Annotated in this window: 18 protein-coding genes; 11 read left to right on the top strand and 7 right to left on the bottom strand. The window is 67.2% G+C overall.

Translation table 11 applies throughout. The features are described from left to right. Positions 1-61 precede the first annotated feature (61 nt). The 7 genes from OG716_RS31355 to pknB all read left to right on the top strand — a co-directional run bounded on the left by OG716_RS31355 (position 62) and on the right by pknB (position 10,163). The gene (locus OG716_RS31355; protein ID WP_405134097.1) at positions 62-1,528 is read left to right on the top strand and encodes an FhaA domain-containing protein; all 1,467 of its coding nucleotides are present in this window, start codon (positions 62-64) and stop codon (positions 1,526-1,528) included. 205 nt (positions 1,529-1,733) lie between these two features. Continuing rightward, on the top strand, positions 1,734-2,201 hold the full coding sequence (locus OG716_RS31360) for an FHA domain-containing protein (RefSeq protein WP_327142981.1): 468 nt from the start codon (positions 1,734-1,736) through the stop codon (positions 2,199-2,201). Further along, positions 2,198-3,673 carry a PP2C family protein-serine/threonine phosphatase gene (locus tag OG716_RS31365; RefSeq protein ID WP_405134098.1) on the top strand — a complete coding sequence of 492 codons (1,476 nt, stop codon included), beginning with the start codon at positions 2,198-2,200 and terminating at the stop codon, positions 3,671-3,673. Before OG716_RS31360 ends, OG716_RS31365 begins: the two co-directional genes overlap by 4 nt. Continuing rightward, a complete protein-coding gene (locus OG716_RS31370) occupies positions 3,673-5,142 on the top strand; it encodes an FtsW/RodA/SpoVE family cell cycle protein (RefSeq protein ID WP_355125369.1) in 1,470 nt (489 codons plus the stop codon). The genes OG716_RS31365 and OG716_RS31370 overlap by 1 nt, the downstream gene beginning before the upstream one ends. Then, entirely contained in the window at positions 5,139-6,608 is a 1,470-nt protein-coding gene (locus tag OG716_RS31375; RefSeq protein WP_355125367.1) for a penicillin-binding protein 2, read from the top strand. Before OG716_RS31370 ends, OG716_RS31375 begins: the two co-directional genes overlap by 4 nt. A 34-nt stretch (positions 6,609-6,642) precedes the next feature. Then, positions 6,643-8,244, top strand: a complete 1,602-nt coding sequence (locus OG716_RS31380) for a serine/threonine-protein kinase (RefSeq protein ID WP_405134099.1) — start codon at positions 6,643-6,645, stop codon at positions 8,242-8,244. Further along, complete coding sequence (gene pknB, locus OG716_RS31385; RefSeq protein WP_405134100.1) at positions 8,241-10,163, top strand: Stk1 family PASTA domain-containing Ser/Thr kinase; 1,923 nt, start codon at positions 8,241-8,243, stop codon at positions 10,161-10,163. The genes OG716_RS31380 and pknB overlap by 4 nt, the downstream gene beginning before the upstream one ends. A 47-nt stretch (positions 10,164-10,210) precedes the next feature. Here the strand turns inward: pknB and OG716_RS31390 are convergent, their stop codons facing one another. Genes OG716_RS31390 through OG716_RS31400 form a run of 3 tightly spaced genes read right to left on the bottom strand, consistent with a single transcriptional unit; the run spans position 10,211 to position 12,038 of the window. Continuing rightward, a complete protein-coding gene (locus OG716_RS31390) occupies positions 10,211-10,669 on the bottom strand; it encodes a dCMP deaminase (protein WP_405134101.1) in 459 nt (152 codons plus the stop codon). Then, positions 10,659-11,351 carry a RibD family protein gene (locus OG716_RS31395; protein ID WP_405134102.1) on the bottom strand — a complete coding sequence of 231 codons (693 nt, stop codon included), beginning with the start codon at positions 11,349-11,351 and terminating at the stop codon, positions 10,659-10,661. Before OG716_RS31395 ends, OG716_RS31390 begins: the two co-directional genes overlap by 11 nt. A gap of 48 nt (positions 11,352-11,399) precedes the next feature. Further along, entirely contained in the window at positions 11,400-12,038 is a 639-nt protein-coding gene (locus OG716_RS31400; protein ID WP_405134103.1) for an aminodeoxychorismate/anthranilate synthase component II, read from the bottom strand. 218 nt (positions 12,039-12,256) lie between these two features. Between OG716_RS31400 and crgA the strand changes: the two genes are divergently transcribed. Together crgA and OG716_RS31410 are read left to right on the top strand one after the other, a co-directional pair. Next, positions 12,257-12,523 carry a cell division protein CrgA gene (gene crgA / locus OG716_RS31405; protein WP_405134104.1) on the top strand — a complete coding sequence of 89 codons (267 nt, stop codon included), beginning with the start codon at positions 12,257-12,259 and terminating at the stop codon, positions 12,521-12,523. A gap of 73 nt (positions 12,524-12,596) precedes the next feature. Further along, complete coding sequence (locus tag OG716_RS31410; RefSeq protein WP_405134105.1) at positions 12,597-13,034, top strand: PH domain-containing protein; 438 nt, start codon at positions 12,597-12,599, stop codon at positions 13,032-13,034. A 40-nt stretch (positions 13,035-13,074) separates the two neighbouring features. On the opposite strand, the gene OG716_RS31415 is transcribed toward OG716_RS31410, so the two are convergent. Together OG716_RS31415 and OG716_RS31420 are read right to left on the bottom strand one after the other, a co-directional pair. After that, positions 13,075-13,944, bottom strand: a complete 870-nt coding sequence (locus OG716_RS31415; protein WP_405134106.1) for a rhomboid family intramembrane serine protease — start codon at positions 13,942-13,944, stop codon at positions 13,075-13,077. 28 nt (positions 13,945-13,972) lie between these two features. Next, the gene (locus OG716_RS31420; protein WP_355125352.1) at positions 13,973-14,500 is read right to left on the bottom strand and encodes a peptidylprolyl isomerase; all 528 of its coding nucleotides are present in this window, start codon (positions 14,498-14,500) and stop codon (positions 13,973-13,975) included. Between the two features lie 252 nt (positions 14,501-14,752). On the opposite strand from OG716_RS31420, the gene OG716_RS31425 reads away from it, so the two are divergent. Both OG716_RS31425 and glmS read left to right on the top strand, forming a co-directional pair. Then, positions 14,753-15,022 (top strand): hypothetical protein, encoded by a 270-nt coding sequence (locus OG716_RS31425; protein WP_355125350.1) that lies wholly within the window; start codon positions 14,753-14,755, stop codon positions 15,020-15,022. Positions 15,023-15,078: 56 nt separating this feature from the next. Next, complete coding sequence (glmS, locus tag OG716_RS31430; RefSeq protein ID WP_405134107.1) at positions 15,079-16,917, top strand: glutamine--fructose-6-phosphate transaminase (isomerizing); 1,839 nt, start codon at positions 15,079-15,081, stop codon at positions 16,915-16,917. Positions 16,918-17,180: 263 nt separating this feature from the next. Here the strand turns inward: glmS and OG716_RS31435 are convergent, their stop codons facing one another. Further along, entirely contained in the window at positions 17,181-18,026 is an 846-nt protein-coding gene (locus OG716_RS31435; protein WP_405134108.1) for an ABC transporter permease, read from the bottom strand. After that, positions 18,023-19,015, bottom strand: coding sequence for an ATP-binding cassette domain-containing protein (locus OG716_RS31440; RefSeq protein WP_355125346.1), 993 nt, complete (start codon positions 19,013-19,015; stop codon positions 18,023-18,025). The genes OG716_RS31435 and OG716_RS31440 overlap by 4 nt, the downstream gene beginning before the upstream one ends. Positions 19,016-19,368: the final 353 nt, after the last annotated feature.

Here is a 19,368-nt window from a genome sequence, read left to right on the forward strand (position 1 = left end):
AGGAGACCAGACACGCCGCACGCTTCACTCGAGGGAGCGTCCTGACCCGAGAGGAGGGGCGATGGGGATCGTTTCGCGATTCGAACGCCGCCTCCAGGGTGCTGTCGGTGACGTCTTCGCCCGCGCCTTCGGTGGCAGCGTGGTTCCGCAGGAGGTCGAAGCCGCGTTGCAGCGCGAGGCGGCGGACCATATCCAGGACCTCGGCAGCGGACATCTGCTGGCTCCGAACAGCTACGTCATCACCATCAACGAGTCGGACCTGGGGCAGCTCGTCCAGGGCGAGGGACAGGCCGACCACGACCTCGCAGTGCGGGCTTTCGCCAAACACTTACAGGACTACATCCGTGAACAAGGCTGGCAGACGTACGGCGAAGTGCACGTGGAGTTCGAGGCATCCCCTACGCTGCACACCGGACAGTTCAGGACACGCGGCCGTGTGGACCCGGACGCCGTCGGCGGAACCGCCGAGCGCCGGGCGGGTCCGGCGCCGGCACCTGAACGCACACCACGACCCAACCCGCAACCAGGAGCTGGCCCCATGACGCAGAACTCAGGCTACGACCCGAGTCGTGAGCCCGCGGAGTCCGATCCACGTTCCCGCGGGTACGCGCCCCCGCCCGCGAGCCGCCCGGCTCCGCAGGGCTACGGCGAATACGGCCGCGGCGGTGTGCCGGCGCAGTCGCAGTACCCCGATCAGCCCGGTTATGCCGCGCCCGAGCAGCAGGGTTACGGCGAGTACCAGAACGGCTACGACTACAACCAGCCGGGCGGTGCCGGCTACGGCGCGGCCCCGCAGGGTGGTTACGCCGAGCCGGGCTACGGGCAGCAGCCCGGGTACGCCGATCAGGCCTACGGGCAGCAGCCCGGCTATGCCGACCAGGCGTATGGGCAGCAGCCGGCCGGATACGAGCAGGGCTATGCCGAGCCCGGCTACGGCCAGGGCTACGCCGAGGGCGGCCAGCCGGGTTATGCCGAGCCGGGCTACGGCCAGCAGGCGTACGAGCAGCCGGGCTACGGGCAGCAGCAGGGCTATGCCCAGCAGCCCGGCTATGCCGATCAGGCCTACGGGCAGCAGCCGGAGCAGGCCTACGGCCAGCAGCCCGGCTATGCCGACCCCGCGTACGGCCAGCAGCCCGCCGGATACGAGCAGGGCTATGCCGACGAGCAGGGTTACGCCCAGCAGCCGGGCTACGGCCAGCAGGCCGGGTATGCGGCACCGGCCGGCCGCGCGGCCGCCTCGGGCTACTCCGCCACCCTGCAGCTGGACGACGGCTCCGGCCGCACATACCAGTTGCGCGAGGGCAGCAATATCATCGGCCGCGGGCAGGACGCGCACTTCCGCCTGCCCGATACCGGAGTTTCGCGGCGCCACATCGAAGTTCGATGGGACGGCCAGACCGCGATGCTCTCGGATCTGGGTTCCACCAATGGGACGCTGGTCAACGGCTCTCCCGTACAGGATTGGCAGCTCGCCGACGGGGATGTCATCCGCGCCGGGCATTCCGAGATCCTGATCCGGATCGTCTGATCCCGTAAGCTCGCGAAGCAGGTCACGATATGGCTCGAGATTCCTCGGTCGTATCGTGATCGCAACCGGTCTACGGCCCTATGATGCTGCCAATACTCACGGTGGCGCTGGGCCGCGCTGACCAGCAACCGGTTGCGGGTCCGCGGAGCTTTTTCCGTATCGACAGCCCGTACGTACGACACGGTCGAACAGGAGGTGGAGCACCGTGCAGGGATTGATCCTGCAACTCACCCGTGCGGGGTTCCTGCTGTTGTTGTGGCTGTTCGTGTGGGCCGTGCTCCGGACCTTGCGCAGTGATATCTACGCGGCCTCCGGCATTCGGGTCGCACCTCGGGCCCAAGGCGGCTCCGCGGTGCTCCCATCCTTGCGCCGAGGCCAGAAGGGCGCCAAATATCTCGTGGTGACTCAGGGTTCACTCGCCGGCACCCGCATCTCACTCGGCACACAGCCGGTGCTGATCGGGCGCGCGGACGATTCCACACTGGTCCTCACCGACGACTACGCCTCCACCCGTCATGCGCGACTCTCGCCGCGCGGGGAGGACTGGTATGTCGAGGATCTCGGTTCCACCAATGGGACCTACCTCGACCGGTCGAAGGTCACCACCCCGGTGCGAGTTCCACTCGGCACCCCTGTCCGTGTCGGGAAGACTGTGATCGAGCTGCGATCGTGACTCTTGTTCTCCGCTATGCAGCGCGCAGCGACCGTGGTCTCGTCAGAGCCAACAACGAGGATTCCGTCTACGCGGGTGCGCGCCTGCTCGCCCTCGCGGACGGCATGGGCGGCCACGCCGCCGGTGAAGTCGCCTCGCAGTTGATGATCGCCGCGCTGGCGCATCTCGACGATGACGAGCCCGGTGACGATCTGCTCGGCAAGCTGGATCGTGCTGTGCACGAAGGCAATGCCTCCATCGCCGATCAGGTCGAGGAGGAACCGGAACTCGACGGCATGGGCACCACGCTCACCGCCATCCTGTTCGCCGGCCGCAAACTCGGCCTGGCCCATATCGGTGACTCCCGCGGCTACATGCTCCGCAATGGTGAACTCACCCAGATCACCCGCGACGACACCTTCGTGCAGTCGCTGGTCGACGAGGGCCGGATCACCCCGGAGCAGGCGCACACCCACCCGCAGCGGTCGCTGATCATGCGGGCGCTCACCGGTAATGAGATCGAGCCCACGCTGGTGATGCGGGAGGCCCGCGCCGGCGATCGGTATCTGCTGTGCTCCGACGGTCTGTCGGATGTGGTCAGCGACGAGACCATCGCCAACACCATGCGCGAGGGCAGCACCGACGAATCCGCCGACCGGCTCATCGAATTGGCGCTGCGCAGTGGCGGTCCCGACAATGTGACCGTCGTCGTCGCCGATGTCATCGATCTGGATTACGGCCAGAGCCACCCCATCGTGGCCGGCGCCGCCTCCGGTGAGGACGAGGACACTCCCCCGCCGAACACCGCCGCCGGCCGGGCCGCCGCCATGCGCCCGCCGCGGGCCGCACCGCGCCGGGCCGTCCAGGCGCCGGAGCCGGAACCGCCGAAGAAGAGCCACAAACTGCGCTGGATCGGGCTGTCGCTCGCCCTGCTCATCGCCATCGGCGCCGGGCTCACGGTGGGCTACAACATGATTCGCGGCAACTACTACGTCGGCGCCGATCACGACAAGGTCGTGGTGCTGCGCGGGCTGCCGGGTTCGGTGCTGGGCTACTCGATCCGCGATGTGGATCAGAACGCCTGCGTCACCCGCAGCGGCGATCTCCAGATGACGTCTCCCGGTGGGGATTTCCCGTCGGGCTGCCGCAGTCTGCAGCTCACCGATCTGAAGCCGACCGGGCGTGATTCGGTCGACAAGGGTCTGCCGCCGGGCTCCCGCGACGACGCCATCAAGCAGTTGCAGAGCCTGACCCGCAACGATCTGCTGCCGCCGTGCGAGAAGCAGCAGCCGGTGGTGCCGCCCGTCGTCACCCCGCCGGTCGATCCGAACGCCCCTCCGGCCACCACCACCGCGGCGGCCCCGCCGACCACCACCGTGCCCGGCGCTCCGGCGGGCTCCGGTGACAATCATCAGCTGGAACCGCGTGCACCGGTTCCGTCCACCACGATCGCGCCGCAGACGCCGGGGCAGAACTGCAGGGTGGCGGACTGATGTCCGCACCGGCACCACCGTCCGCTGGGGCCTTTCCCAGTCCACCGGGCGGATTCGCTCCCGCGCCTCCGCCGTCCACCCGGCGGAACGTGGAACTGCTGCTGCTCGGTCTGGCGGCAGTGGTGACGACGGTGTCGCTGGTGCTGGTCGAGGCCAGTCAGGAACAGGAGATCACGTGGGAGATCGCCAAACTCGGCGCCGCCTACCTGGCCCTGTTCGGGGTGGCGCATTTGGCGGTACGCCGGTACGCACCCTTCGCCGACCCTCTCCTACTACCGATCGTGGCCCTGCTGAACGGGCTCGGGCTGGTGCTGATCCATCGACTCGACCTGGCCGAGAAGCAGGACGCCTTCCTCGCTTCGCAGCCCATCCCCTCCCCCGATGCCAACCAGCAGGTGCTGTGGACGGGGTTGGGGATGGTGGTTTTCACGGGCCTGTTGATTCTGCTGCGGGACTACCGCACGCTGGCCCGCTACGCCTACACCCTCGGCCTGGTCGGGCTGGCCGCGCTGGCCCTCCCGGCCGTGCTGCCGGACCGGTTCTCCCAGGTGAACGGTGCCAAGATTTGGATTCGACTGCCCGGCTTCAGTGTTCAGCCCGGTGAGTTCGCGAAGATCCTGCTGATCATCTTCTTCGCGGGGGTGCTGGTCGCCAAGCGTGATCTGTTCACCGCCGCGGGCAGGCACGTGTTCCGGCTGGAACTGCCGCGCGCCCGGGATATGGGTCCGATCCTGCTGGTCTGGATCGTCTGCGTCGGCGTGCTGGTGGTCGAGAAGGACCTCGGCACCTCGCTGCTCATCTTCTGCACGGTGCTGTGCATGCTCTACATCGCGACCGAGCGGGTCGGCTGGGTGGCGGTCGGCACGGTGCTGCTGGCCATCGGATTCGTCTTCGCCTACAACGCCTTCGGGCATGTGCGGGTGCGCGTGGAGACCTGGCTGCACCCGTTCGCGGACTACAACAACACCGGGTATCAGATTTCGCAGTCGCTGTTCGGGCTGGCCACCGGCGGTCTCGCCGGGACCGGGCTGGGCAGCGGGCGGCCGTCACAGGTGCCGTTCGCCAAAACCGACTTCATCATCTCCGCGATCGGTGAGGAGCTCGGCCTGATCGGGCTCTCCGCCGTGCTGATGCTGTTCTGCGTGTTCGTGATTCGCGGCATCCGCACCGCGCTCGCGGTGCGCGACAGCTTCGGCAAACTGCTCGCGGCGGGGCTGGCCTTCACCATCGCCATCCAGGTCTTCGTGGTGGTCGGCGGTGTCACCAAGCTGATTCCGCTGACCGGCCTCACGACACCGTTCATGTCCTACGGCGGCTCGTCGCTGCTGGCCAACTACGCGCTGGTGGCGCTGCTGATCAAGGTGTCCGATGCGGCGCGGGCGCCGGCCCCGGTCCGGAAGAAGCCGCAGGAGTCCATCACCGACGCGCCCACCGAACTGCTGCGGCGACCGAAGGGGGGCACCGCGTGAACACACCGCTGCGCCGCGTGGCCATGGCGGTCATGCTGATGATCGTGGCTCTGCTGGCCAATGCCACCTATGTGCAGGTGATCAAGGCCGACAGTCTGCGCAACGATCCGCGCAATGTGCGGGTGCTGCTGGACGAGTACGCGCGTCAGCGCGGCCAGATCTCCGCACAGGGCACCGTGCTCGCGAGTTCGGTCTCCACCGACGATCGCTACAAGTACCTGCGCACCTACCCGACCGATCCGCTGGCCTACGCGCCGGCGACCGGTTTCTACTCCATGCAGTACGGCAGCACCGGACTCGAGCACGCCGAGGATTCGGTGCTCAACGGCTCCGACAATCAGCTGTTCGGGCGGCGGCTCATCGATATGATCTCCGGCCGGGATCCGCGCGGCGGCAATGTGATCACCACGTTGAACCCGGCCATGCAGAAGGTCGCCTACGACCAGCTGACGGCCAAGGGCTACACCGGATCCGTGGTGGCGATCGAGCCGAGCACCGGGCGCATTCTGACCATGGTGTCCACCCCGTCCTACGATCCCAATCTGCTCTCCGGGCACGACGGGGCCGCGTCCTCGCAGGCCTGGGAGACGCTGCAGGCGGATCCGCGCCAGCCCATGCTGAATCGTGCTGTCTCGCAGACGTATCCGCCGGGCTCCACGTTCAAGGTGATCACCGCGGCCGCCGCGCTGTCCGGCAATATCGCGCAGACGACCGACCAGTTCACAGCGGCGCCGCGAATCACCCTGCCGGACACCACAACCACGCTGGAGAACTACAACGGCACGCACTGCGGTGCGGGCGACGCGGCCACCGTATCCATGGCCGACGCGTTCAAGCTGTCGTGTAACACCGCTTTCGCAGAGGTCGGTATGAAGGTGGGGGCCGCGAAACTCAAGGACGAGGCCGCGGCCTTCGGCGTCGGCCAGCACCCCAATATTCCGATGCCGTGGGCGGACAGCACCGTCGGCACCATTCCCGACGCACCGGCACTCGCCCAGAGCAGTATCGGGCAGCGCGATGTGGCGCTCACCCCGCTCGACAACGCGGTCATCGCGGCGACCGTCGCCAATGGCGGCGTCCGCATGCAGCCGCATCTGGTGGACCAGCTGCAAGCCCCCGATCTGAGCACATTGGAGACCATCAAGCCGATGTCGGTCGGGCAGGCGATCAGCGCACCGGTGGCCACCCAGCTCACCAACATGATGATCGAATCGGAGAAGAACACCACGGGAGGGGGACAGAGCGCGTACACGATCGCGTCCAAGACGGGCACGGCCGAACACGGCACCGATCCGCGCAACACCCCTCCGCACGCCTGGTACATCGCCTTCGCACCGGCGCAGAACCCGAAGATCGCGATCGCGGTGATCGTCGAGAACGGCGGCGACCGGGCACTGGCCGCCACCGGTGGGTCGGTGGCAGCGCCGGTCGCCCGCGCGGTGCTCAACGCCGGGCTGGGGAGCTGAACGACATGAACGCGCAAGGTAGACAGGGTCGGAAATGCTGAACAACGGTGCATTGATCGCGGACCGCTACCGGCTGCATCGGCTGATCGCCACCGGTGGAATGGGCCAGGTCTGGGAAGCTCTCGACACACGACTCGATCGCCGGGTCGCGGTGAAGGTGCTCAAGGCGGAATTCTCCGCCGACCCCACCTTCCGCCATCGCTTCCGCACCGAGGCCCGGACCACCGCGCAGCTCAATCACCCCGGCATCGCAGGCATCTACGACTACGGCGAGACCATGGATCCCTCGGGCGGCGAAACCGCCTATCTGGTCATGGAACTCGTACAGGGCGAACCGCTCAACGCGGTGCTGAGCCGGCTCGGCCGGCTTTCGATCCAGCAGGGTCTGGACATGCTCGAGCAGACCGGGCGCGCACTGCAGGTCGCACACGCCGCGGGCGTGGTGCACCGGGATGTGAAGCCCGGCAACATACTTGTGACGCCGACGGGTCAGGTGAAGATCACCGACTTCGGCATCGCCAAGGTGGTCGACGCCTCGCCGGTCACCAAGACCGGCATGGTCATGGGCACCGCCCAGTACATCGCGCCGGAGCAGGCCACCGGCGAGGACGCCACCTCCGCCTCCGACGTGTACGCGCTCGGCGTGGTCGGCTACGAGGCGCTCGCCGGCGAGCGGCCGTTCACCGGTGACGGCGCGCTCACCGTGGCCATGAAGCATGTGCGCGAAACGCCGCCGCCGCTGCCGGCCGATCTGCCGCCGAACGTGCGCGAACTCATCGAAGTCACCATGGCGAAGGATCCGCAGCAGCGGTTCGCCACCGGCGGCGAATTCGCCGACGCGGTGGCCGCCGTGCGATCTGGTAGACGGCCCCCGCCCACCGGCGGTATGGCGACCACCGCCATGACCAGCGGGGCCGCCCGCATCATGCCGCCCGACGGACCGACCGTCATGATTCCCGGCGGCCGCGGCGACCAGCCCACCATGCGCTATTCCACCCCGTCGCAGCAGATGCGGCAGCAGCAGCCCGGCGACGGCGCCACCGTCATGATGTCGGGTCCGCGCCCGCCCGCCGGACCGGTCACCCTGGCTCCGGCGGCGACCGGCGGGGACGGTGGCGGGCGCTTCACCAACAGCCAGAAGGCCATGGCCGGACTCGGTGTCGGTGCGCTGATCCTCGGCGGCGCAGCCGCTTTCGTGCTGCTCAGCGGATCGCCGCCGGAGTCGACGCCGAACACCCGCACCAGCGTGGTGGTCGCACCGCCGCCGGTCATCACCACGACAACACCACCGCCGACCACGACCACCCGGGAGCGGCCGGTGCCGCCGCCCGTCGTGACGACCGACGATCCGCCGACCACGACGGACGCGCCCACGACCACACCGGCGCCGACGACACCGCAGAACACGACCACGCCGCAGACGACGACACCGCAGAACACGACCACCCGGCCGGCCTGGCCGACCACCAGTCGTTACCCCCGCCCCACCTGGGACATACCATCATGGCCAGCGGTTCCCGGTGCCCACGGATACGGCAACGGACACGATGAGTACGGGCAGGCGGTACCCGGAGCCGGTGGATACGCAGGAACGTCGGACAGCAGTGCTCCAGTCATCCCCCAAGGACAGTCATGACGACCCCGAAGAATCTCTCGTCCCGCTACGAGCTGGGCGAGATCATCGGCTTCGGTGGCATGTCCGAGGTACACAAGGCGCGCGATCTACGCCTCGGCCGCGATGTGGCGATCAAGGTGCTGCGCGCCGACCTGGCCCGGGACCCCACCTTCTATCTGCGTTTCAAGCGTGAGGCGCAGAACGCGGCGGCCCTGAACCATCCCGCGATCGTCGCCGTCTACGACACCGGTGAGGCCGAGATCGACGGCGGCCCACTGCCTTACATCGTGATGGAGTACGTCGACGGCGACACCCTGCGCGACATCGTGCGCGGCAAGGGCCCGATGGCGCCGCGCCGCGCCATGGAGGTCATCGCGGATGTGTGTGCGGCGCTGGACTTCTCGCACCGCAACGGCATCGTGCACCGGGATATGAAGCCCGCCAACATCATGATCAACCGCGCGGGCGCCGTGAAGGTGATGGACTTCGGCATCGCACGCGCGCTGGCCGACAGCTCCAACCCCATGACGCAGACCGCCGCCGTCATCGGCACCGCCCAGTACCTCTCCCCCGAGCAGGCCCGCGGCGAGCAGGTGGACGCGCGCTCCGACGTGTACTCCGTCGGCTGTGTGCTCTTCGAAATCCTCACCGGCGAACCACCTTTCACCGGTGATTCGCCCGTCGCCGTGGCGTACCAGCATGTGCGCGAAGACCCGCGGCTGCCCTCGCACGTGCACCCCGGCGTGCCGCGCGAACTCGACTCCGTCGTGCTCAAGGCCATGAGCAAGAACCCGGCCAACCGGTATCAGACCGCCGCCGAAATGCGCGCCGATCTGATCCGGGTGCTGGGCGGGCAGAAGCCCACCGCGCCCATGGTCATGAACGACGAGGATCGCAATAATTTCCTCGACGACGATCTGCCGCCGCCGCGCAGCTACCGCACGGTCGAGCGCCGCGACGACACCACCGAACAGGAACTCGTCGAGGCCGGCCGCGGTGGCGGAGGTGGCGGCGGCCGCCGGAACGGGCTCATCGCGGCGGTCGTCGTCGCCGTGCTCGCCGTCGGCGGCGTGCTGTTCTGGGCGTTCGTCGGCCCCGGCAGCCATGCCGACCAGGTGGCGGTGCCCGAGCTCTCGAACCAGAATTACCAACTCGCACAGCGGGATCTGGAGAAGCTCGGCTTCAGCGTCGCGATTCAGAACAAACCGGACCCGAAAGTCGCGCAGGACAATGTGATCGCCACCCAGCCCCTCGGCGGCTCCCGCATCGACAAGGGCAGCACGATCACCCTGCAGGTCTCCAGCGGACCGTCGCAGGTGGCGGTGCCGCGGCTGGCCGGATTGACCCAGCAGCAGGCCGAACAGCAGCTCAATTCCGTTGGGCTGCGGCTCAATCCGGATGTGCGCCGGGAAGCCTCCAGTGTCGACGATAAGGACAAGGTCACCAGCCAGAATCCGGTCGAGGCGCAGAAGATCGACACCGGCGGACAGGTCACCATCAGCCTCGGCTCCGGCCCGGACAAGGTCCGCGTCCCGGATGTGGTCGGCCAGTCCATCGATGTGGCACAACCGAATCTGACCGACAGCTCGGGTTTCAAGGTCACCATTCAGGAGGTGCCGAGCAATCAGGCCAAGGGCACCGTGATCAGCACCGATCCGGCCGCCGGCACCCAGGCCGACAAGGGTTCGACGGTGACCGTGCAGGTCGCCTCCGGTGATCAGATCCCCATGCCCAGCCTCATCGGCCTCTCCCCCGGGCAGGCCGCCGACGCGCTGCGGCAGCGCGGCTGGAACGGCCAGATCAGTCAGAACACGCAGAGCACGCTGGATCCCAGCGGGGTCGGCCGCATCATCGCCCAGCAGCCGTCCGCCGGATCGTCCATCGCCAAGAATCAGACGGTGACCATTACCGTCGGCGCGTCACTGCTCGGCCCGCCGTGAGTCGATAAGCCTTGGGGGTGTGCGGGATTCCCGCGCACCCCCTTTTTTCATAGCTGCAGGTGCCGGTTCATGGACATGGCTTCGTCTGCGAGATCGGACAATTCGACGACCTCGATGCCGTGTTCGCGGAGTTTCTCCACACCCTGGCAGTTGTCCACAAAGGTGCCGGGTTCGCGCCAGGCGATGACCACGCGCCGAATGCCCGCCGCCAGAATGCGATCCGTGCACGGCGCGCGATCCTTGCTGCCGCGCTGCGAACAGGGCTCCAGGGTGCTGTAGAGGGTGGCGTGCGGCAGGCGCGGGTCGTTGCCGAGCTTGTTCAGCGCGGATTCCTCGGCGTGCACCTTGTCATCGGTCTCCCGGGACCAGCCGTGCATGATCTCGACACCGTCCGCGCCGACGATCACCGCGCCGACGGAGAAGGCGGTGTCGCTGGGCGGGCACAGGCGCGCCAGGCCGATCGCATGCCGCATCCAGCCCCGATCCCCCCGTGTTTCATCCGGCACTCGAATCCTCCTTCGGCAGGTAGCGCAGCAGGGCGATATCACCGATCCGGCTGACCTCGGCCAGCTGCATGCGGTGTCGAGAACTATCCACAATCGTCCCCAGGAAGCGGGGGGCGGCCGGATCACCGATCACCAGCGGCGCGATCGCCATCAGGATCTCGTCGACCAGACCTTCCGCCAGGAAGGCGGTGTGGATCGCGCCGCCGCCCTCCACCATCAGGCGGGCGATATCGCGTTTGCCGAGATCCTCCAGCAAGGTCGCGAAATCGACCGCCGCACCTAGGGATACGACCTCCGAGAGACCGTCCAGGCGGTCACCGATCCGCGCCGCACCGGAATCGGTGGTGTAGACCAGCCTTTCGCCGCCGTGCTGCCAGAACCGCAGCGCCGGATCGAGATCCCCGGCCGCGGTGACGATCACCCGCAGCGGATATTCGGGCTGCCCGGCCGCGAGCCGCTGCAACCGCCGGTCCGGATTGTTGACCAGCAGCCGCGGATTGTCGCTGCGCAACGTCTGCGCGCCGATCAGAATCGCGTCGGAGGCGGCGCGCAGCGCATCGACCCGATCGAAATCGGCCGCATTGGACAGCAGCAGCCGATCCGATCCGGCATCGTCGATATAGCCGTCGATGCTGACGGCCACCGACAGCAGCACATGCGGTCGCCCTCGACCGGTCGTCATGCCGCGCCCATCGGGTTGGCGGTCATGCCCCGCTCATTCGGTATGCCGTCATACCAGCGCCGCGACCTCCGCCTCGAGGGCCTTCACGAGCGCCTCGGCGGGCCGCTCGCCGCAGACGCCCAGCCAGTTCGCCAGCATGCGGTGCCCGCCCTGGGTGAGCACCGATTCGGGATGGAACTGCACCCCCTGGATCGGCAGGGTGCGATGCCGCATGGCCATGACGATGCCGGATTCGGTGCGGCCCAGCACCTCCAGCTCCGGCGGCATGGTCTCCTCGAGCACGGTCAGGGAGTGGTAGCGGGTGGCCGTGAACGGATCGGGCAGACCGGCCAGTACGCCCGCGCCGATGTGGAAGACCTCGCTGGTCTTGCCGTGCAGCAGTTCCGGGGCGCGGGTCACGGTGGCGCCGAACGCCACGCCGATCGCCTGATGGCCCAGGCAGACCCCGAGCAGCGGCCGCTCGTGCCGGGCGCAAGCCTTGACGAGTTCGATGCTGACCCCCGCGCGCTCCGGCGTGCCCGGGCCGGGACTGATCAGAATTCCGTCGAACTCCTGCACGACGGCATCGAGATCAGCCAATTGCGGATCGTCATTACGCCAGACGACTGCCTCGGCACCCAGCTGTCCTAGATACTGGACCAGGTTGAACACGAAGCTGTCGTAGTTGTCGACGACCAATACACGCATGATTCGAGACTAGTGTCTGCACCGCCTCCCCGGAACTTCAGCGCCCGGCTATAGTGCCGTCGACCGTGGGGCACGCGTGCCAGCGGTTGGGTGCGAAGACTATTTTGGGGGTACCCGGGGAGTTACCCCGACCCGTGCGAAATCAGTCGTCGCGTTCCCAAGCCACAAATGACCTGGGATAACCTAGCCCAGACTCGCACGCCGAAACTGAGGACGTCATGCCCAAGTCGAAGGTCCGGAAGAAGACCGACTACACGATCAACCCGGCCAGCCGCACGCCTGTGAAGGTGAAGTCGGCCGGCCCGTCGCCGGTCTGGTACGTCGCCATCATGCTGGGCTTCATGCTCGCGGGCCTGGTGTGGTTGCTGGTGTATTACCTGGCAGCCGAGCACATCAGCTGGATGAGCGATCTGGGCGCGTGGAACTTCCTGATCGGGTTCGGCCTCATGGTCGTGGGCCTGATCATGACCATGCGCTGGCGATGAGTTCCTTACACCACTGTTATTCATGCACACCTGTGGATGAGCTTGTGGACAACTCGAGGAGAAAGTGGGGAAAGTGACTGCTGAGCCCCAGCTCTCCTGGTCCACACCCCCGGCCGCGCTGGCCGTTTGCGGCATCGGCGGCATCGTGCTCGCCGTCGCCGTTGTCGTATCGAACGACGGTCCTGGGCGGCTGCTCATCGGCCTCGCCGCCCTCGGCCTGCTGTTCCTGGCCTGGATGGGATTCCGGCAGCGACCACGGTTGTCCGTGGAGCCCGGCCCGGTGCCGCGCATCGTGGTGCGCGGCCTCACCGGGCCGCAGTACTACACACCCCAGCAGGTGCTGCGCGCCCGCGTGGTGAGCTATCGCCGTCTCGGTCGTCGCATGCCCATGCTGGAAATGGATGTGGATCACCAGGGCGAGGAGAAGCTGCTCATCTTCGGGCGCTGGGACCTCGGCACGCGGCCAGAGAACGTGCTCGACACGCTGCGCGGCTACCTCGTGAATCCGTAGCGGATCACCGCACACCGCACGTCAGTATCACCGCACGCCGTCAGTACAGCGTCGGCGCGCCCAGCACGGTGACAGCCACCGCGATCACACCCACCACCGCCACCGCGATCCAGCCGATCCGCATGGCCAGGGCGGGTGTACTCGCACGCAACCAGCGCGGCAGATACAGGATGCCGCCGGCCGCGACGGTACCGGCCAGCAGGCCGCCCAGATGCGCCCAGACGGAGATGCCTGGCACCGAGAAGGTGATGATCAGGTTGATCACCAGCAGCACCATGATCTGGGTGAGGTTCTGCCGCGTCCGCAGCATCACCACGGCCACCGCGCCGAACAATCCGAAGATCGCGCCCGAGGCGCCCGCCGAGGCCGTCAGCGGATTAGACAGCACGGTCACCGCCGCCGAACCGCCCAGCAGCGAGACCGCGTACACCGACAGGTACCGGGCCCGGCCCAGCGCGATTTCGCAGTAGGGGCCGAGCACGTACAGCGCGAACATGTTCGCCAGCAGGTGGATCGGACCGTAGTGCAGGAATGCCGAGCCGATCACCCGCACCCACTGCCCGTGCCCGACCAGCGCCGGCACCAGCATCCAGTCCACGAACAGATCCGAGCGCTGGTTGTCCATCACGCTGTGCGCCTGGAATGCGGTGATCGCGAAGACCAGTACATTCACCGCGATGAGTGACCAGGTGACATACGGTTCCGGGCGCCTGGACTGTACCGACCCGGCCTGATTGCGGACCGGCCGTACATCCTGGCGGCCCTGCTGCACGCACTCCACGCAGTGCTGCCCGACCGCGGCCGGGGTCAGGCACTCCGGGCAGGACGGGCGCCCGCACCTGGTGCAGGCCAGACCGGTGGGGCGGTCGGGATGGCGGTAGCAGGTCGGTGCGGGCTGCTGCGGATTCATGGCGAATTCTCTTCGGGGTAGGCCGGATTCAGGAGAGCGTGATCCCGGAGATCTTGATCTCGTCCTTGGGCCGATCGTTGCGGTCGGTGGCGGCATTCGCGATCGCATCGACGATCTTGCGCGAATCCGGGTCCACCACCTCGCCGAAAATCGTGTGCTTGCGGTTCAGGTGCGACTGCGGGCCGACCGTGATGAAGAACTGCGAGCCGTTGGTGGCCGGTCCGGCATTGGCCATGGCCAGCAGGTAGCCGCGATCGAAACGCAGGTCCGGGTGGAACTCGTCCTTGAACTCGTACCCCGGGCCGCCGCGTCCGGTGCCGGTCGGGTCGCCGCCCTGGATCATGAAGCCGTCGATGATGCGGTGGAAGATCGACCCGTCGTAGAACGGGCCCTCGGTGGTGCCGGAGGCGTTCGCGGTCGTATAGGGCGCGGTGCCGTCGGCCAGGCCGATGAAATTGCGGACCGTCGCGGGGGCGTGGTTACCGAAGAGCGCGATCTTGATGTCGCCCTGATTGGTGTGCAGCGTCGCAACAGCAGTCTGATTCGGTGAGGTCACCCGGCCAGCCTAGGGGTGCCCCCGCCCCCGGAGCCCAGCGGCAGGCTGTTCCGCCACTCCGAAATTTCCGGCCGGACTCGAGTGCCCCGAGGGTTACGTAGGCGGCAGGCGGCAATGTGGTGAGTGAGTTTGCCCGTGCCCGGCGAGTTACCCCTACCGGCACTAGATCCCGTGTAGCGAATGCCACGCTTCTATGCCCGAATTCGGGCACAAATGTTGGCGAAACAACAATGTATGAGGCAGGCTCAGGGCGTGACTGACGGGGTTCCGGTCGATCTGGTGCGCCATGTGGCGGCCTCCACGGGGCTGCCCGACGCCATCGCGGCGCGGGTGGTCGCCGATGTCGTCGGATATTTCGACGAAACGGCCGAGCAGTTCGTGCGCCGCAGACACGCCGAACTGCAACGCCGCCAGGTGCGCAATGCCGAAATCTGGCAGCGCATCGCGAGCGAACTGGCGCAGTACCGGGTGGCCGCCCCCGAATTCACCGAACGGCAACTGCGCCGCATCGTCTACGGATGAGCGACACGTCTACGGGATAAGCGACACCGTCTACGGACAGAGGAGAGCTTCGCGCAATGTGTGGAATCGTCGGATACATCGGGCACCGTGAGTCCGTGCCGGTCCTGCTGGAGGGCCTGCACCGCCTCGAATACCGGGGCTACGACTCCGCCGGACTGGCCGTGCCGCACCGCGGCCGGCTGCGGATCACCAAAACCCAGGGCCGCGTGCAGGATCTGCGCAATCGCGTCGACGCGGAGGGCGCGCGGCTGCGCGGCACCGTGGGCATCGCACACACCCGCTGGGCCACCCACGGTGAACCCAGTGACGCCAATGCGCATCCGCACACCGACGGCAGCGGGCGGATCGCCGTGGTGCACAACGGCATCGTGGAGAACGCCGAACAACTGCGCGCCGCACTGACCGCCGACGGCGTGGAATTCCTCTCCGACACCGATACCGAGGCCATCGCGCATCTCATCGCCGCCTGCCTCGACGATACGGAGTCGCTCGAGGACGCCGTCCGCACCGCACTGCACAGTGTCGAAGGCACTTTCGGTCTGCTGGTGCTGGATTCGCGCCGTCCCGACGAACTCGTCGTCGCCCGCAACGGCAGCCCCATCGTGCTCGGCGTCGGCGACGGCGAGATGTTCGTGGCCTCCGATGTGGCGGCACTGGTGCACCACACCCAGCGCGTTGTCTTCCTCGACGACGGCGAATTGGCCACTGTGAAGGCAGGCGAATTCCGCACCAGCACACTGGGACTGGATGCCAGCCGCACCGACAAAACGCCCACCACCATCGATATGGCGGCCGAGGACTACGCGCTCGGCGGCTATCCGGACTTCATGCGCAAGGAAATGGCCGAACAGCCCGACGCGGTCCGCCGGGCGCTGCGCGGCCGGCTCGACGAACGCTTCGCCACCGCGATTCTCGGCGGGCTGAACATGGACGCGCGGGAACTGCGCGGCATTCGCAAGGTGGTCTTCCTCGGCTGCGGGTCCGCCTATTACGCGGGGCAGCTGGGCGCCCAGCTGATCGAGGAACTGGCGCGCATCCCCGCGACCGCCGAACCCGCCTCCGAATTCCGCTACCGCAATCCGGTTGTCGATCCGGACGCGCTGTACATCGCCATCAGCCAGTCCGGCGAGACCCTGGACACCCTCGCCGCGGTGCAGGAGCTGCAGCGCAAGGGCGGCCGGGTCATCGGCGCGGTGAACGCCGTGGGCAGCGCCATCGCCCGTGAGTGCGGGGCCGGCATGTTCCTGCACGCCGGGCCCGAGGTCTCGGTGGCCTCCACCAAGGCGCTCACCAATATGACCGTCTCCTTCGCCATGCTGGCGCTGCTGCTGGGCCGCGTGCGCGACCTGTCGGCCGCCGGGGGCGAGCGCATCGTCACCGGTCTGCGCGCGCTGCCGGAGGCCATCGAATCGGTGCTCGACCAGGACGCCGAGATCGCCGAGATCGCGAACCGCTACGCCAAGGCGCGCAGCATGTTCTTCGTCGGCCGGGTGCGCGGCTGGCCGGTGGCCCGCGAGGGTGCGCAGAAGCTCAAGGAGATCTCCTATATCCACGCCGAGGCGTACCAGGGTTCCGAACTCAAGCACGGCCCGCTCGCCCTCATCGATCCGGACATGCCGAGCGTGGTCCTGATCCCCGGTGACGAACTGCTCGCGAAGAACATCACCACCATCGAGCAGATCAAGGCTCGCGGCGGACCGGTGATTGCCATCACCAATACCGATCTGCCCGCCGGCCTGGCCGATGCGGTCATCCGGGTCCCCGCGGTCGCGCGGGAACTGGACCCCATCATCCTGACCATCCCGCTCCAGCTGCTGGCCTATCACATGGCCGTCGCCCTGGACCGGGATGTTGACAAGCCCCGCAACCTCGCCAAGAGCGTTACCGTCGAGTAACCCCCCGGACGCGCACTCGGGTGCGCGAAATCCATTGCTGTGTCAAAGTGGTCGGATGGAGCTGGGGCGTTTTCGTAGTCGAATCATCGTGGCGGCTGTGCTTGCTATCGCCGGCGGCGCCATTGCGTTTTTCGTGAGCCGGCGACCCCAGCCGCCGGTCCCCGCCGCGGAGCCGCCGCGTCTCGGATACTCCCGCAACGGCTCCAGCCCTTCTCCGATCACGGAATCCGCGCGCTGAGAAGGTAATTCGGCATCCTCCCGAGTCAGCGACTCACGGAACGCTTGTACTGAGCCAGCGCCAGCGGCACGAATACGGCGAGAATCACCACGACCCACATCAGCGTCGTCGCCACCGGATGCTGCATCGGCCACACATCGGTACTCGGCCCCATCGGACTGGTATTGCCGAACAGATCTCGGCTGGCCTGCGTCACCGCCGAGACCGGATTCCACTCCGCGATCACCCGTAGCACGGTGGGCAGGGTGGCGGTGGGCACGAAGGTATTGGCGATGAAGGTCAGCGGGAAGATCACCATGAAGCTGGCATTGTTGTAGACCTCCGGCGCGCGCACCAGCAGGCCGACCACCGCCATGATCCATGAGACGGCGTAGGCGAAGAGCAGCAGCAGCACGTAGGCGAGCACGGCGTCGAGGAACGAACCGCGAATGCGCCAGCCCACCGCGAGACCGGTCAGCGACATGACCACCAGGCTCACCAGATTGATGCACACATCGGCGAGCGTGCGCCCGATGAGCACCGCCGACGGCGCCATGGGCAGCGATCGGAAGCGGTCGATAATGCCCTTCTGCATATCCTCCGCGAGGCTGAGGCCGGTGAAGGTGGCGCCGAAGACCACGGTCTGCGCGAAGATGCCGGCGATCAGGAATTCGCGATATGACGTGCCCTGCAACTGAATCGCCGAACCGAAGACGTATGCGAACAGCAGCACGAACATGATCGGCGACAGCGTCGAGAAGATCAGCACATCGGGCACGCGCCGGATCTTGATGACATTGCGCTTGGTGATGGTGACGCTGTCGGTGAACACCATCGCCAAACGCGCTGCGAGCGAAGGATTGTCGACTGTGGTCTGGAGTGCGGCGCTCATCGGGCACCGCCCGCGGCCTGCTCGGCGGACTTGGCGCCATTGATCAGATCGTCGGCCTCGTGCCCCGTCAGCGAAAGGAACACATCATCCAGCGAGGGCCTGCGCAAGCCGACATCATGAATGACCACTTCATGTTTGGCGAGTAGCCCGATGGCATCCACCAGCGCCTGTGAGCCGTCGTTCACCGGTACGATAATGCGCCGCATACTGGGCTCGAGCCGAATCTCGCCCTGCGCCAAGCCTTCCAGCGCCCGCTGGGCAATGCCCAGATTGTCCGCATGGTCGACCACAAGCTCGATCCGATCGCCACCCACGAGCGCCTTCAGCTCATCGGAGGTGCCCTCGGCGATGACCTTGCCGTGGTCGATGACCGCGATGGAATCGGCGAGCCTGTCCGCCTCCTCCATGTACTGCGTGGTCAGCAGGAGCGTGGTGCCGCCGGCGACCAATTCGTCGATGACATCCCAGAGATCCAGGCGCGCACGGGGATCCAGACCGGTGGTCGGTTCGTCCAGGAACAGCACCGGCGGATTCGCCACCAGCGCGCCCGCCAGATCGAGGCGTCTGCGCATACCGCCCGAATAGCCCTTCACCGGACGATCGGCGGCATCGGAGAGCCGGAAGCGGTCCAGCAGCTCGCGCGCGCGCTCCTTACTGCGCTGCACGCCCATGTGATAGAGGCGGCCGACCATCTCGAGATTCTCGAAGCCCGTGAGGTATTCGTCCACGGCCGCGTACTGACCGGACGCGCCGATGCGCGCGCGCAGCCGCTGCGGTTCGCGCAGAACATCCACGCCCGCAACGGTTGCCCGCCCGGCATCGGGCACCAGCAACGTAGTGAGTACGCGCACGGTGGTGGTCTTGCCCGCGCCGTTGGGACCGAGCAGTGCGGTGACGGTGCCTTCCGGCACAACAAGATCGAGTCCGTCAAGTGCGACCAGTTTGCCGTATTTCTTGACCAGACCCTCGGCGACGATTGCGTCGGGCATGATTCTCCTGATGTCTCGCGAGTTGGCAGCCGCAGGGGCTCTGAGCTGCACAGATGCTGCTGAACAAGACCGGACATTCAGGGCAAGTATGCCCCGGCACAGCGGCGGAGGCCACACATTAACGACCGCATCCCGCCGGAGTCCCGAAGTCGGCAGCTCCCGTGCGAACATATGTTCGCACGCGGGTACGACACTTTTCCCCGCAAAAAATCTTCGAACGCGATGCCCCGATTTCCACGCAATCAGCCGGTGTCGCGTAGGATCGATCGCGTCGGCCCCTCCCCCCCGGGCCGACCTTACGCGGGCCTCGGCTAACTCCCCCCCTTCGCCGAGGCCCGCCCCCATGTCTGCAC

Origin of the sequence: Nocardia sp. NBC_01388 (genome assembly GCF_045040085.1) — a bacterium.
Taxonomy (GTDB): domain Bacteria; phylum Actinomycetota; class Actinomycetes; order Mycobacteriales; family Mycobacteriaceae; genus Nocardia.

Bases quoted from the DNA above. Each gene is read 5' to 3' on its own strand.
- OG716_RS31355 (WP_405134097.1), top strand. From the start codon at position 62: ATGGGGATCGTTTCGCGATTCGAACGCCGCCTCCAGGGTGCTGTCGGT.
- OG716_RS31370 (WP_355125369.1), top strand. From the start codon at position 3,673: ATGTCCGCACCGGCACCACCGTCCGCTGGGGCCTTTCCCAGTCCACCG.
- OG716_RS31380 (WP_405134099.1), top strand. From the start codon at position 6,643: ATGCTGAACAACGGTGCATTGATCGCGGACCGCTACCGGCTGCATCGG.
- pknB (WP_405134100.1), top strand. From the start codon at position 8,241: ATGACGACCCCGAAGAATCTCTCGTCCCGCTACGAGCTGGGCGAGATC.
- OG716_RS31395 (WP_405134102.1), bottom strand. From the start codon at position 11,351: ATGACGACCGGTCGAGGGCGACCGCATGTGCTGCTGTCGGTGGCCGTC.
- OG716_RS31400 (WP_405134103.1), bottom strand. From the start codon at position 12,038: ATGCGTGTATTGGTCGTCGACAACTACGACAGCTTCGTGTTCAACCTG.
- crgA (WP_405134104.1), top strand. From the start codon at position 12,257: ATGCCCAAGTCGAAGGTCCGGAAGAAGACCGACTACACGATCAACCCG.
- OG716_RS31415 (WP_405134106.1), bottom strand. From the start codon at position 13,944: ATGAATCCGCAGCAGCCCGCACCGACCTGCTACCGCCATCCCGACCGC.
- glmS (WP_405134107.1), top strand. From the start codon at position 15,079: ATGTGTGGAATCGTCGGATACATCGGGCACCGTGAGTCCGTGCCGGTC.
- OG716_RS31435 (WP_405134108.1), bottom strand. From the start codon at position 18,026: ATGAGCGCCGCACTCCAGACCACAGTCGACAATCCTTCGCTCGCAGCG.
- OG716_RS31440 (WP_355125346.1), bottom strand. From the start codon at position 19,015: ATGCCCGACGCAATCGTCGCCGAGGGTCTGGTCAAGAAATACGGCAAA.